General features: G+C 61.8%; 13 protein-coding genes. 5 read left to right on the top strand and 8 right to left on the bottom strand.

The window, feature by feature from the left end:
• Window positions 1–335: 335 nt before the first annotated feature.
• Both AAFO92_RS06175 and ilvN read left to right on the top strand, forming a co-directional pair.
• A complete protein-coding gene (locus tag AAFO92_RS06175) occupies window positions 336–2,090 on the top strand; it encodes an acetolactate synthase 3 large subunit (RefSeq protein ID WP_347533784.1) in 1,755 nt (584 codons plus the stop codon).
• A 65-nt stretch (window positions 2,091–2,155) separates the two neighbouring features.
• Window positions 2,156–2,716: an acetolactate synthase small subunit gene (ilvN, locus tag AAFO92_RS06180; RefSeq protein ID WP_347533785.1), complete on the top strand. Its 561-nt coding sequence runs from the start codon at window positions 2,156–2,158 to the stop codon at window positions 2,714–2,716.
• Between the two features lie 43 nt (window positions 2,717–2,759).
• Here ilvN and AAFO92_RS06185 read toward each other — a convergent pair whose 3' ends face one another.
• Window positions 2,760–3,119, bottom strand: a complete 360-nt coding sequence (locus AAFO92_RS06185; RefSeq protein WP_347533786.1) for a hypothetical protein — start codon at window positions 3,117–3,119, stop codon at window positions 2,760–2,762.
• A gap of 237 nt (window positions 3,120–3,356) precedes the next feature.
• Between AAFO92_RS06185 and AAFO92_RS06190 the strand changes: the two genes are divergently transcribed.
• The 3 genes from AAFO92_RS06190 (at window position 3,357) to AAFO92_RS06200 (ending at window position 5,665) form a co-directional block, all read left to right on the top strand.
• On the top strand, window positions 3,357–4,181 hold the full coding sequence (locus tag AAFO92_RS06190; RefSeq protein ID WP_347533787.1) for a helix-turn-helix transcriptional regulator: 825 nt from the start codon (window positions 3,357–3,359) through the stop codon (window positions 4,179–4,181).
• Window positions 4,182–4,295: 114 nt separating this feature from the next.
• Window positions 4,296–5,456 (top strand): aromatic ring-hydroxylating dioxygenase subunit alpha, encoded by a 1,161-nt coding sequence (locus AAFO92_RS06195; RefSeq protein WP_347533788.1) that lies wholly within the window; start codon window positions 4,296–4,298, stop codon window positions 5,454–5,456.
• Complete coding sequence (locus AAFO92_RS06200; RefSeq protein WP_347533789.1) at window positions 5,453–5,665, top strand: hypothetical protein; 213 nt, start codon at window positions 5,453–5,455, stop codon at window positions 5,663–5,665. Before AAFO92_RS06195 ends, AAFO92_RS06200 begins: the two co-directional genes overlap by 4 nt.
• Window positions 5,666–5,669: 4 nt before the next feature.
• On the opposite strand, the gene AAFO92_RS06205 is transcribed toward AAFO92_RS06200, so the two are convergent.
• The 7 genes from AAFO92_RS06205 to bamA form a co-directional block, all read right to left on the bottom strand.
• A complete protein-coding gene (locus tag AAFO92_RS06205) occupies window positions 5,670–6,305 on the bottom strand; it encodes a hypothetical protein (protein WP_347533790.1) in 636 nt (211 codons plus the stop codon).
• Window positions 6,306–6,632: 327 nt separating this feature from the next.
• A complete protein-coding gene (gene lpxB, locus AAFO92_RS06210; protein ID WP_347533791.1) occupies window positions 6,633–7,784 on the bottom strand; it encodes a lipid-A-disaccharide synthase in 1,152 nt (383 codons plus the stop codon).
• Window positions 7,784–8,590 (bottom strand): UDP-2,3-diacylglucosamine diphosphatase LpxI, encoded by an 807-nt coding sequence (lpxI, locus tag AAFO92_RS06215; RefSeq protein WP_347533792.1) that lies wholly within the window; start codon window positions 8,588–8,590, stop codon window positions 7,784–7,786. The genes lpxB and lpxI overlap by 1 nt, the downstream gene beginning before the upstream one ends.
• Window positions 8,590–9,393, bottom strand: a complete 804-nt coding sequence (gene lpxA / locus AAFO92_RS06220) for an acyl-ACP--UDP-N-acetylglucosamine O-acyltransferase (RefSeq protein ID WP_347533793.1) — start codon at window positions 9,391–9,393, stop codon at window positions 8,590–8,592. Before lpxA ends, lpxI begins: the two co-directional genes overlap by 1 nt.
• 5 nt (window positions 9,394–9,398) lie before the next feature.
• Entirely contained in the window at window positions 9,399–9,863 is a 465-nt protein-coding gene (gene fabZ, locus AAFO92_RS06225; RefSeq protein WP_347533795.1) for a 3-hydroxyacyl-ACP dehydratase FabZ, read from the bottom strand.
• A 68-nt stretch (window positions 9,864–9,931) separates the two neighbouring features.
• Complete coding sequence (locus AAFO92_RS06230; protein ID WP_347533796.1) at window positions 9,932–10,570, bottom strand: OmpH family outer membrane protein; 639 nt, start codon at window positions 10,568–10,570, stop codon at window positions 9,932–9,934.
• Window positions 10,570–12,819 carry an outer membrane protein assembly factor BamA gene (gene bamA, locus AAFO92_RS06235; protein WP_347533878.1) on the bottom strand — a complete coding sequence of 750 codons (2,250 nt, stop codon included), beginning with the start codon at window positions 12,817–12,819 and terminating at the stop codon, window positions 10,570–10,572. The genes AAFO92_RS06230 and bamA overlap by 1 nt, the downstream gene beginning before the upstream one ends.
• Window positions 12,820–13,067: the final 248 nt, after the last annotated feature.

The following is a 13,067-nucleotide window of genomic DNA, read 5'->3' on the forward strand; positions in this document are numbered from 1 at the left end:
TGTAACAACCATACGATGTTTTTTTTCGCCCGCGGCGCGGCGGCGCTGAAATTCATTTCGCCAAAACGCCCCCTGGCGCAATAAATGGAAAGGTTTTTGGGGCTGTGGCGACATCTTTTTCGCAAAACGCGCTTGACGCCCCTCGCCGCCGCCCATAATGTCTCGCGCACGCAGCATTGAGGAGTCGCAGGCGTGGTAACGCTAGTGGTCATCGTGGGAAAATGGCGCATGGGCCGGTAACGGACACCATAACGGTTCCCCATGCGCCCCCGAAAGATCGGGGGCTTTTTTATGCCGCGTGAGCAAGAGATGGATGTCATGAACGGAGTGAAGCAATGACACGTCAGATGACCGGAGCGAAAATGGTGGTCCAGGCCCTCAAGGATCAGGGCGTGGATGTCATATTCGGATATCCTGGCGGTGCCGTGCTACCGATCTATGATGAGGTCTTTCAGCAAAACGACATCCGCCACATCCTGGTCCGCCACGAACAGGGCGCGGTGCATGCGGCCGAGGGCTATGCCCGCTCGACCGGCAAGCCCGGTGTCGTGCTGGTCACGTCCGGCCCCGGCGCCACGAATGCGGTGACCGGCATGACCGACGCGCTGATGGACAGCATCCCGCTGGTGGTTCTGACCGGCCAGGTGCCCACCTTCATGATCGGCAACGATGCCTTTCAGGAGGCCGACACCGTGGGCATCACCCGCCCCTGCACCAAGCATAACTGGCTCGTGAGCGATACCAAGCAGCTCTCGGACGTGCTGCATCAGGCGTTCCATGTCGCCACCTCGGGGCGCCCCGGCCCGGTGCTGGTGGACATTCCCAAGGACGTGCAATTTGCCAGCGCCGATTACACGCCGCCGCAGAAGGCCCGCACCGATCACTACCAGCCGCAGGTCAAGGGCGACATGGAGGAGATCACCGAACTGGTCGCCGCGCTGGAAAAGGCAAAGCGCCCGGTTTTCTATACCGGCGGCGGCGTGATCAATTCAGGCCCGGCGGCCAGCCAGCTCTTGCGTGAGCTGGTCGATGCCACCGGCGTGCCGATCACCTCGACCCTGATGGGCCTGGGCGCCTATCCCGCCAGCGGCAAGAACTGGATCGGGATGCTGGGGATGCACGGGCTCTACGAGGCCAACATGGCGATGCATGATTGCGATCTGATGATCAATATCGGCGCGCGGTTCGACGACCGGATCACCGGCCGCGTCGATGCCTTCAGCCCGCACTCGAAAAAGGCCCATATCGACATCGACCCCAGTTCGATCAACAAGGTCATCCGCACCGACATCCCGATCGTGGGCGACGTGGCCCATGTGCTTGAGGATATCCTCAAGGTCTGGAAATCGCGCGGCCGAAAGGTCAACCGCGAGGGGCTGCAGGCGTGGTGGGCCAAGATCGAGGACTGGAAAAAGATCAACTGCCTTGCTTACACGCAGACGGGCAAGACGATCAAACCGCAACACGCGCTCGCGCGGCTTGAGGCGCTGACCAGGGATCATGACCGGTATATCTGCACCGAGGTCGGCCAGCATCAGATGTGGGCGGCGCAATACCTGACCTTCGAGGATCCCAACCGCTGGATGACATCCGGGGGTCTGGGCACGATGGGCTATGGGTTCCCGGCCTCGGTCGGCGTGCAGATCGCCCATCCGGATGCGCTCGTGATCAACGTGGCCGGCGAGGCCTCGTGGCTGATGAACATGCAGGAGATGGGCACCGCGGCGCAATACCGCCTGCCGGTCAAGCAATTCATCCTCAACAACGAACGCCTCGGCATGGTCCGCCAGTGGCAGGAGCTTCTGCATGGCGAGCGCTATTCGCATTCCTGGTCCGAGGCGCTGCCGGATTTCGTCAAGCTGGCCGAGGCCTTTGGCGCCAAGGGCATCCTCTGCAAGGATCCGGCGGATCTGGACGATGCGATCATGGAGATGATCACCTATGACGGCCCGGTGCTGTTCGACTGCCTGGTCGAAAAGCACGAGAACTGTTTCCCGATGATCCCGTCGGGCGAGCCGCATAACAAGATGCTGCTGGGCGAGGCGTCCACCAAAGATGCCATCGGGTCCAAGGGCGCGGTGATGGTCTAGGACGAGCCGATTGAATCAAATGTAGGATGCGTGCCTGTGCGCGCCTTCCCGAAAGGAAACGAAAAATGTCCGCCCTGAAAATCAAAAAAGGCTCCACCAAGCATTCCGCCTATAACCTGCGGCCCACCTTCTCGGATCTGACCGAATCCCACACGCTGGCGATCGTGGTTGATAACGAACCGGGGGTGCTGGCGCGGGTGATCGGCCTTTTCTCGGGGCGGGGTTACAACATCGACAGCCTGACCGTGGCCGAGATCGATCATCAGGGCCACCAGTCGCGCATCACCATTGTCACCACCGGCACGCCGCAGGTGATCGAGCAGATCAAGGCACAGCTGGGCCGGATCGTGCCGGTGCATGACGTGCATGACCTGACGGTCGAGGGCAAATCCGTCGAACGCGAACTGGCGCTGCTGAAGGTCGCGGGCGAAGGCGACAAGCGGGTCGAGGCGCTGCGGCTGGCGGATATCTTCCGCGCCAGCGTGGTCGACAGCACGCTTGATTGCTTTGTCTTCGAGATCACCGGCACGCCGGACAAGATCGACGCCTTTGCCGACTTGATGCGCCCGCTTGGCCTGAGCGAGATTGCCCGCACAGGCGTGGCCGCCCTGCCCAGGGGGCGCTAACCCGCATCAGGCCGATGTCACATCGCCTCGGCCCTGGGCGGGATTAGATCACGCGCCGGACTTTTCCGGTCGCCGGGGCGGGTTTCGCGAGTTTCGGTTCGAAAGCGACGATTTTCGACGATGCCGCGTCGGCCGTTGCCGCGGCTTCGGGCAGTTTGCCGGCCTGTTTGAGATCACGCGCCAATGTCGGATATTCGTCGGAGGATACCAGCCGAGGCTTGCTGGCCAACCGCATGTTCCGGTCGGCCCTGACGTCAAACTGCACCAGATCACCCGGTTCCATCTCGGCGTTTTCGATGCCGGCAGACCCATCGCCGTTGAAGAAGGCCAGGTCGCCGTGGTCTTCGCACCAGATAACGGCCCGATTTCTAACTTGATCGCTCCAGAGTACTACGCCAAACATTTCTTCCCCAATTTGTCATATTTATTTACCCCCAGGTCCGATATTGCGTTGTTAAGAAGGGTTACGACACTTTTAATTTTGCCTGTAATGCGTAAAACTTGTGTCAGTTAACCGGATTTCTGACGCTATATAGCATCAAATTTGACGTATTAAGAAAATGGGCGGGGTATTGCCGACTCAACATTATTTGAACACAAACGGAATTCTGGATGGAATGCGCCCGACGCGAGGACAATTTTGGCACAGAAAACCCAACACAGAGGGCGGGATCGCTCGCCTGATCCGGCGGAATTGCGGGGGATCTTCGGGCAGAACCTGCGTCACCTCAGCGCCGCCTACCCGTCGGTCTCGGGTCTGTGCCGCGACCTGGGCATAAACCGGACCCAGTTCAACCGCTATCTGTCCGGCGAAAGCTTTCCGCGTCCAGACGTGCTGCACCAGATTTGCAGTTTCTTCGGCGTTGACGCCCGCATCCTGCTGGAACGGGTCGAGGATATCGGGCCGGCCACGTCAGACCTGCTGAACCATCCCATGCTGGCGCAATTCTTCGGCCCCGAGCCGGTGGCGGTTGATGAACGGCTGTTTCCGAACGGGTTCTACCGCTTTGTCCGGCAGGCATTTATCGGCACGCATGATTTCATGACCGGGCTGGTCTTTGTCAAACGCGACGGCGGATACACGTTCCTGCGGGGTTACGAGCCGCGCCAGGCAATCCGCAAACAGGGCCTGTCGACCAATCCGCAAGCGCGCGAGTTCCGCGGCCTGGTCATGCGCCAGGAAGAGGGCGTGATGGCCATCGTCACCCACCGCAACGCGCTGGCCTGTTCGCTGAACTTCCTGACGCCGGAAAGGTCGTTTCAATCCAACCTCTGGGAGGGTTACGCCACCCGCACCGTCCGCGAGAAGGTGACCGGGCGCCGCGCCACCCGGATGGTTTACGAACATCTGGGAACGGACCGCGCCGCCATATTCCGCGCCGCACGCGGGGCCGGGCTGATCCCGCGCGAAGAGGTTCCGCCCTTCCACGCGCGCCTGCTGCAACCCGACCAGGCGTTCAGCTGATCGCGGCCGGCACGGCGATGATTTCTGTCGTGTTGGGACAAGTATCGTCGTGAATTGTCGGTTCCCTTCCTGGCGGCGCTGGCATGATATGCTAACGCTATCCAGGAGCCCGTCATGACCCAGAATGTCACCGATCTGTCCAATGTCCGTGTCGGCATCGACGCCGCCAACGGGCTGCCCAATGCCCACTATATTGACGAAAACGTCTTTGCCGAGGAACGCAACGCCCTGCTGTACCGCCAATGGGCGGGGCTGGCCGTGGCGGCGGACGTGCCCGAACCGGGCGATGCGGTCCCGCTGGAATTTCTCGGGATGCCGCTGCTGCTCATTCGCGACAAGGACGGAGATGTGCGCGTCTTTCAGAACATCTGCCGCCATCGCGGCATGATCCTGGTGGAAGAACCGCGCAAGATCGAGGGCGCCATCCGCTGCCCCTACCATTCCTGGTGCTATTCGACCAAGGGCAAACTGGTCAGCACGCCGCATGTGGGCGGACCCGGCCAGAACACCCATGAGGCGATCAAGCGCGACAATCTGGGCCTGAACGAAGTGCGCAGCCATGTCTGGCGCGACGTGGTCTGGATCAACGTCTCGGGTGATGCGCCGGCCTTCGAGGACGTCCATGCGGATCTGATCAGGCGCTGGCAGGATTTCGAAAAACCGCTCTATCACGGCGGGGCCGACAGCAAATTCACCCTCGAGGTGGCGACCAACTGGAAACTGGCGGTGGAGAACTATTGCGAAAGCTACCACCTGCCCTGGGTGCATCCGGGCCTGAACAGCTATTCCCGGCTGGAAGATCACTATCACATCGAGGAGCCGGGGCGGTTTTCCGGCCAGGGCACGATGGTCTATCGCCAACTGACCAATGAGAACGGCGAAACCTTTCCCGATTTCGACGATGTCGGCGCCAAGTGGAACGAGCAGGCCGAATATATCGCCGTCTATCCCAACGTCCTGCTGGGGGTGCACCGGGATCACGCCTTTGCGATCGTTCTTGAACCGCAGGGAACGGAGCGCACGGTGGAACACGTGCACCTGTACTATTCCGTGCCGAACAGCGACGGCGGCCTGCGGGATCGCAATGCCCGGCTGTGGAAGACCGTGTTCGAAGAGGATATCTTTGTGGTCGAAGGCATGCAGAAAGGGCGTCATGCCGACATGTTCGACGGTGGGCGTTTCTCGCCGGTGATGGACAGCCCCACCCTGATGTTCCACCAATGGGTCGCCGAAAAGATCGACACGTATCGCGGCATGGCACAGGCGGCTGAATGAGTGATCTGGATGCGCAGATGATCGCGGCGCACGAAGCGCAGGATCAGCAGGCGCTTATCCGGTTATACACGCAGGCGGCGGATCAGGCCAATGATCTGACCGCTGCCTGTTTCTACCTGACCCATGCCTACGTGTTCGCGCTGGAGGCCGGTGCGCCCGAGATCGCGACCCTGCATGCCCGGCTCAAGGCGCATGGCCGAGAGGAATGACGGATCATTCCCCGGGGATCAGCGTGGGCTTTTCCACCGAGGGACAGGCCAGCCGCGTCACCAAATTCATGACGACGATGGCCAGCAGGATCATCAGCAGGTAGACCGAAAGGATGGTCAGCGCGGGAACCGTATTGTTCAGCTGCGAGAACACGCCAAGCGCAACCGGCACATACCACGACACCACCGAAACCGACGCCGAGACGACGAAGACAGCCCGCTGTGACGCGGTGAACCCGTCAAACAGCGCCCTGCCGACCTGTCCCTGGAGCGTCGGAAGGATATAGCGATGGATGAAAATGCCGTTCAGCGTCAGGATCGTCACGATCACGAATTTCGCGTGCACCTTGGGATTGGCAAGCTTTGCAACATCCGTCATCGCATAGAAAATCAGAAACCCGATCCCGCTCAGCCACAGCACCCGAAGGCCGTTGTCGATGATCCGGGTTGAAAACAGGAACACGCTGAAGGTCTCATGACCGATCCGCCGGCACAGGAAGAACCGGAACAACATCAGGTCCAGCAGCGTCGCCCCGCCGAGGCCAAGTGCCAGGGCGATGAAATGCACGAAACGCAGGCCGGTTTTGATGGTAGTTGCCGGGTCATCCAGAAAGAGTTGCCGGAGAAAATCCAAGGTCATGTCGCGATCCAGTCTTAGAGTTTCAGTTGGGTAATTTCACTAAAACTGGACTAAAAACGTAAATACTTCGTCAGCGGCGTTGGTCTCTTCGCCTCAAAGGAATGGCTGATCAATCGGGGTCACAGCCATATTACGTTTGCTACCTGTGATTGCGGTCAAATGGAAGGGATACTGACCCAAGTTTTGGGGTATGCCTAAAATTACAGCAGTGGTGCCGATCCACGTTCGCTGTCAAACCAACGCTTGTACGGCGGTAGAGGCCCATGGCCGGCGGTGATGCAAAGTGGCCCCCCTGCCCAAGCGCAGAATTACCACGAAATTCCGCCGTCAGCCCATGCGGTCCAGCACCGCGCGGGCGGCGCGCAAGCCGGGTGCCTCACCGCCCTCGCCCAACCGTTCCATCGTCAGCCGCATGGCCGCGTTCTGGTCGCCGGGGTTTTCGATCAGATCCAGAAGCCTGGGCGCGATCACGTCGGCGCGGCAGTCCTTGCCCAGGCATTCCGGCACCGCGCGCGTGTCGCTGACCAGATTGACCAGCGTCAGCGTGTCCACCCGCAACATCCGCGAGATCACCGCCCGGCTAAGCCAGTTCATGTCATAGGCAATGACCATCGGCGTCCTGGCCGCGGCGAGTTCCAGCGAAACGGTACCGGACGCCGCCAGTGCATAATCCGCGGCGCGAAACGCCGCGTTCTTCTCAGCCTTGTAGGCATCGGCCGTCATCTGTCCCGGATCAAGGAGGATCGGCCGTTGCGGCCAGTTCTCCGTCAGTTCCCGCACCAGACCGGCAACCGTGGCGGTGGTGGGCAGCACCAGCCGCATGTCCGGGTTGGCCGCCAGGACCGGTCCCAGGGCTCCGCCGAAAACCGGCGCCAGGCGGCTGACCTCTCCGCGGCGGGAACCGGGCAGAACCAGCAGAACAGGCGCCTCGCCAAGTCCGTGCTTCGCCCTGAAGGTGCTGACCTCCGCCCCGGTGGCGACGGGCTCTGCCACCACCGGATGGCCAACGAAATCACACGCCATCCCGGCTGCTTCCATATAGGGCGGCTCGAACGGGAGAAGCGCCAGCACATGGTCGATCACCCGCGCCATCTTTTGCGCCCGGCCGGCCCGCCAGGCCCAAACGCTGGGGGCCACGTAATGCACCGTTCTGATATCGCTTTGCGCCTTTACCAGCTTTGCCACGCGCAGGCTGAAATCCGGGCTGTCGATGGTGATCAGGACGTCCGGTTCAGCGCTCAGCACCGCCTCGGCGGTCTGGTGCAACCGCCGCCGAAGATGCAGGTATTTCGGCAGGATCTCGGCCAACCCCATGACGCTGAGCTCGTCCATCGGGAAAAGGCTCTGCATTCCCTCGGCCTGCATCAGCGGGCCGCCAACGCCCTGAAACGTCACTTCGGTCAGTGATTTCAGCCCGGCCATCAACGCGGCGCCCAGCCGGTCACCCGAGGCCTCGCCAGCAACCAGGAACACCCGCATCACAGCGCCTTCGAGATCAGGAAGACACCCGCTTCCTCGAACAGTCCGAAGGTGGTTTCCCGGTCAAGGATCATGACCCGCCCGGGCTCGATCATCAGGCCGGCAAGGCCCGCTGCGGCGACAGCGCGCGCGGTTGCAGGCCCGATCACCGGCATGTCGATCCGCAGATCCTGGCCGGTCTTGGCCGCCTTGACATATACCCCCTTGTGGCCCCGGCGCAGATTGTCGGGCGTCGCGGCGATGTAATCCAGCAGCGCGTCGGTCCCCCGCACCGTTTCGATCCCGAGGCATTGCCCCCCCGCCACGGCGCAACCCTGCCCCACATCCAGCGGCGACAGCGCCGACAGGATCTCGCACGCCCGCCTCATGTCATCCATGTCCGCAGCGGTCGGTTCCGGCCCGATTCGCAAATTCTCATCGGCTGTCAGTTCAGGCAGCAATTCATGCGCGCCCACGACCGACACCCCCTGTTCCTCGAAGATTTCAATCACTGTCCGCAACAGCGCGTCGTCCCCGCGCTGCATCGCCGCCAGCAGGCGCGGCGCAACCGCGGTCATCACCTCGTCAAAGGCGGACGGGTCCATCGCCGGACGGGCCAGGGAACCGGCGAATACCAGGCGAGTGATCCCGGCTTCTTTGAGCGCCGCAAAGACGCTGCCCAATTTTTCGATCGGGTACTCGTCGGTATCGACACCCAGCTGATGCGGGATGCCGGCAAGGGTGATCTTCAGCGCGTCGGGATAGGCCCCGGCGATCTGCACCGGCAGGGCGCCGTTGCAGGCCAGAATGGCCAGGCTGCCCGCCATTACCCCTGCCCCGGCGTCAGAAAGGACCGATCGCTTGCACTGGTGACAAACTCGACGATCCGGCGCACATAGTCGCTTTCGGTTTCCTCGCCCAACCGTCGCGCGCGGTCCTGGAACGCGCCCTCGCCCTGCGCCAGCATCTGGAACGCGGCCCTGAGCGCGGTGATGTCGGAACGCGCCACGCCGCGGCGCTTGAGCCCCACGAGGTTGAGCCCATCAAGCGCGCCGCGCGGCGCCTGCACGAGGCCGTAGGGGATCACGTCATTGGCCACCATCGTCACGGCGCCGATGATAGCGCCCTCGCCGATGCGGACCCATTGGTGCACGCCGGATAGCCCGCCGATGATCACGTCATCGCCGATCACGCAATGGCCCGCCAGGGCGGCGTTGTTGACGATGATCACCCGGTTCCCGACGATGGCATCATGGGCCACGTGGCACCCGGCCATGAACAGGCCGTCGTCGCCTACGCGGGTCTCACCCCCGCCGCCATCGGTGCCGGTGTTCATGGTGACATGCTCGCGGATGCGGTTGCGCGCACCGATGGTCAGGCGGGTCTTTTCGCCCTTGAATTTAAGGTCCTGCGGCACCTCGCCGATACAGGCAAACGGGAATACGGTGGTTTCCTCTCCGATCCGGGTCACGCCGGTCACCACCACATGGGATTTCAGCACCACCCGGTCCCCCAGTCGAACCTCGGGGCCGATATGACAGAACGGGCCGATCTGGACCCCCTGCCCAAGCTGCGCGCCGGGCTCGATCACCGCGGAGGGATGGATGAGCGTCTCGGAACTATCGGCCATGGCGGTCACTCCGACGGAAGGTCCATCATCGCGGTGAACTCGGCCTCGGCCGCCATTTCGCCACCCACCTCGGCCACGCCGCCGAATTTCCAGACCTTGCCGCCGGGCTTGCCGCGCAGCGTCGTCAATTTCATCTCAAGCACGTCGCCGGGCGTTACCATGCGGCGGAATTTGCAATTGTCGATCGACATGAAATAGACCAGCATGTTGCGATCTTCCATGCCCAGCGACGTACCGACCATCACCGCCGCCGTCTGCGCCATCGCCTCGACGATCGTGACGCCCGGCATGATCGGCTTGCCGGGGAAATGCCCCTGGAAATGCGGCTCGTTCATGGTGACGTTCTTGATGCCGCGCGCGGTTTGATAGCCGTCGATATCCACGACCCGGTCCACCAGCAGAAACGGATACCGATGCGGGATAAGCCGCTGGATCAGGTGAATATCCGCAGATTTCAGCGGCTCTGTCATAAGGTGTCCTTTCGCACTGCGCTCTGGTCCTTGTCCCTAGCAAGTCGGGTGGCATTGGGCAAGCAAGGCTATTGCTGCGCGGGCTCTTCCTCTGGCACGTTTTCCGGTGCGTTCTCTGGCACATTCTGTGGTGCGTTCTCTGGCGCGTTTTCCTTGCGGGGCCCGGCCCCTTCGCCGATCTCGGCGTCGACCCGGCTGATTGCCAGCGGCGTTATGTCGACGACATCGGCCCGCAGCAATACGGTGCGGATGTCCAGAATGACAGCGCCACCGGTTTCGCGCATCAACTGCACCAGAACCGGTTCGACCATGCGCATGAAGGTGACGGGCGCGCGGTCGCGGCGGCGTTCCAGGTCGCGCACGGCGCGTTCGCTGTCGCGCCGGATTTCCTGTACCTTGGCATCAAACGCATCGGCCAGGTCGCGAAATTCCTCGGGCGTCTTTTCGGCGCGCAGTTCCGTCAGAGACAGTTCTTCGGCTTCCAGTTCAGCCTCGATCTTGCGGTTGCGGGCAATCAGCTTTTCCCGCTCGGCCAGGTATTCGCGGTTGATCCGCTGGCCCAGCAGGGTCTCGGAAAACAGCCTGTCCGGGTCCAGCACCAGAATATCGCTTTGCACGACCCCCACTTGCTGGGCCATCGCCGGCGGCGCGGACATGACCGTCAGGGCGACCATCATGCAGATGATGGCCGATACCCTGTGCATCATCAAAAGTCCGACCTGACCGTGATGTCGAATTCCTGCTTGCGGTCGCCCGGTTCGGATTTCAGCGGTTGCGAGAAATTCAGCCGCAGCGGTCCGAACGGTGACGCCCAGAACAGCGAGAAGCCGATCACGTGGCGATCATTGAACCCTGTCGAGGCCAGCGGCCCGGTCGCACCCGTTGTATCGACATCCCAGATCGCGCCGATGTCGTAGAAGACACCGCCTGACAGGCCGAATTCCTCGGGCGTACCCAGGGGAAACTCGGCTTCGAACTTCAGGGCCGCGAAAAAGTTGCCGCCCAGTTGTTCGCCCGATTCCGTCGGGCCGATCCCGTTGGGTTCGAACCCGCGAATGATCTGGTGCGAGTAGCGGTCGACAAAACGGCTATCCTGACTGCCAAGGTAGTTCAGCGCGCCCCCTTCGGCGATTGCCCGCAGCGTGACTTCCTCGTTCAGGACCCTGGTCTGCGCCACCGCACGCACGGTGGTTTCGATATAATCGCGGTCGCCGCCCAGCCCGCCGAATTCCTGCCCGAAGGACAACAGCACGCCGGCGTTCGGATTCAGGCCGCTGCGCCGCGTGTCGTAGCTGAACGTATACCCAAGCGCGCTGGCAAAGGTATCGCCCTGCGCGACCTCGGAGGCCAGGATGCCGGCGACGCCGGTATAGTCGTTCATTTCCTTGTATTCGGCATTGTAGAAAACTTCGAACCGGCCGTTTTCGCTGATCGGGAAGGTCAGGCTGGGACGGAAGACGCCGATGATCGTGTCGAACAGGCTGAAATCGCTGTCGGTTTCGATCAGTGAGAAATCAAGCCCGAATTCGACATCCCGCCCCAGAAAGGCCGGTTCCCGGAATTCGATCGAATAGTTCAGGTTGTCCGCGCGCCCGGCGAAGGAGAAGCCAAGCGTTTGGCCGCGTCCCAGGAAGTTGCGTTCGCGGAAGCCGACCGAGGCGCCAACACCGCCGCTGGTCGAGTAGGTCACACCAAAGGACAACGAACCGGTCGTGGTTTCCTCGACATCCACATCGACGATCACCTGATCGGGGCGCGAGCCTTCGCGCGCGTTCACGTCGGTGTTCGAAAAGAAACGCAGCACACGGATCCGCTCGGCCGCCTCGCGGATCTGGCGCGGGTTGAACGGATCGCCCTCGACCGCATCGAACTGCCGGCGGATGACGCGGTCAAGCGTCGTGGTGTTGCCCTCGATGTCGATGCGTTCGACAAAGACGCGCGGCCCGCGGGTCAGGACGAATTCGACATCCAGTGTCAGGGCGCGGTCATTGCGGGTGATCCGGGGTTCGACGCGCAGGAAATCAATGCCCTTCCGGACCGCCAGCCGCTCCATCCGCGCGATCGAGTTCTCGACCAGCGTGGGCGAATAGACAACGCCCGAGCGGACCTTGAGCGCGGCCTGGAATTCATCGGCATCGGCCTCGTCGATCTCGCTGACGGTGGTGATCTCGCCAAAGCGGAACTGCTGGCCTTCCTGGATGTTGAAGGTCACGAAATAAGTGTCGCGCGCGCGGGCAACCTCGGCATTGGTGCCGGTGACACGGAAATCGACATAGCCGCGCGACTGGTAGAAATCGGTCAGCACCTGCTTGTCGAATTCAAGCCGGTCCTCGACAAAGGTATCGCGGGCAACAAGGAACCGCAGAAGCCCCGCCTGCTTGCTTTCGATCACCCGGCGAAGGCGGCGGTCGGAATAGGCCTTGTTGCCGACAAAGCTGATGCGCTGAACCTCGATCGCCTTGCCTTCGAAAATCTCGAACACAAGATCGACGCGATTGTCGCTGCGGCGAATGACACGCGGTGTCACCCGTGCTGCGCTGCGGCCGTTCTGGGCATAGGCATCGACAATGACCGCCGCGTCGCGTTCTGCCTTTGTCGGGCTGAATACCTGGCGCGAGCGGCTTTCGATGAAGCCTTCCAGTTCTTCATCCTTGATCTTCCGGTTGCCTTCGAAGGCAATCCTGTTGATGGTCGGAAACTCGACGACCTTGATCAGCAGCGTACCGCCGCGCGGCTCCAGTTCGACGCTTTCAAAAAGACCGCTGCCAAGGATGGCCTGGTAGGCGTCATTGACCTGGGCGGCGGATACGGTCTGTCCGCGCTGAATGTTTGCATAGGTCAGGATGGTTGCGGTTTCGACCCGCTGGTTGCCCTCAACCGTGATCGCGCCGAAACGGTAGGTCTGCGCCGAGGCCCCCTGGGACACGGACAAAAGCGTGACCGCCAGCAGCGCCATGAAGACCAACCTGAAGCGGCTTAGATATGTTCCCCATCCTGCCCCGTTGGAATTCAGCCGCCCCGTCACATACTTCATTGGTCAAAACCCAGTCAGTCACCCCGTTTGCAAATGTCAGTAACCGGATTGCCCGGCCTTGTCAAAATGCCAATGACCACGCCTTTGAACAAAGCGTAAAGAGGCTCAATTATGCAAAAATTTAGGGGATCAGAGCGAGCCGACGAAACCGCCAAGCATCAGCGCAACAA

Source organism: Roseovarius sp. CAU 1744 (assembly GCF_039839345.1).
Lineage (GTDB): Bacteria > Pseudomonadota > Alphaproteobacteria > Rhodobacterales > Rhodobacteraceae > Roseovarius.

Bases quoted from the DNA above. Each gene is read 5' to 3' on its own strand.
- lpxI (WP_347533792.1), bottom strand. From the start codon at position 8,590: ATGGCGGGCAGCCTGGCCATTCTGGCCTGCAACGGCGCCCTGCCGGTG.
- AAFO92_RS06195 (WP_347533788.1), top strand. From the start codon at position 4,296: ATGACCCAGAATGTCACCGATCTGTCCAATGTCCGTGTCGGCATCGAC.
- AAFO92_RS06230 (WP_347533796.1), bottom strand. From the start codon at position 10,570: ATGATGCACAGGGTATCGGCCATCATCTGCATGATGGTCGCCCTGACG.
- ilvN (WP_347533785.1), top strand. From the start codon at position 2,156: ATGTCCGCCCTGAAAATCAAAAAAGGCTCCACCAAGCATTCCGCCTAT.
- AAFO92_RS06205 (WP_347533790.1), bottom strand. From the start codon at position 6,305: ATGACCTTGGATTTTCTCCGGCAACTCTTTCTGGATGACCCGGCAACT.
- lpxB (WP_347533791.1), bottom strand. From the start codon at position 7,784: ATGCGGGTGTTCCTGGTTGCTGGCGAGGCCTCGGGTGACCGGCTGGGC.
- AAFO92_RS06175 (WP_347533784.1), top strand. From the start codon at position 336: ATGACACGTCAGATGACCGGAGCGAAAATGGTGGTCCAGGCCCTCAAG.
- lpxA (WP_347533793.1), bottom strand. From the start codon at position 9,393: ATGGCCGATAGTTCCGAGACGCTCATCCATCCCTCCGCGGTGATCGAG.
- fabZ (WP_347533795.1), bottom strand. From the start codon at position 9,863: ATGACAGAGCCGCTGAAATCTGCGGATATTCACCTGATCCAGCGGCTT.
- AAFO92_RS06185 (WP_347533786.1), bottom strand. From the start codon at position 3,119: ATGTTTGGCGTAGTACTCTGGAGCGATCAAGTTAGAAATCGGGCCGTT.
- bamA (WP_347533878.1), bottom strand. From the start codon at position 12,819: ATGGCGCTGCTGGCGGTCACGCTTTTGTCCGTGTCCCAGGGGGCCTCG.
- AAFO92_RS06200 (WP_347533789.1), top strand. From the start codon at position 5,453: ATGAGTGATCTGGATGCGCAGATGATCGCGGCGCACGAAGCGCAGGAT.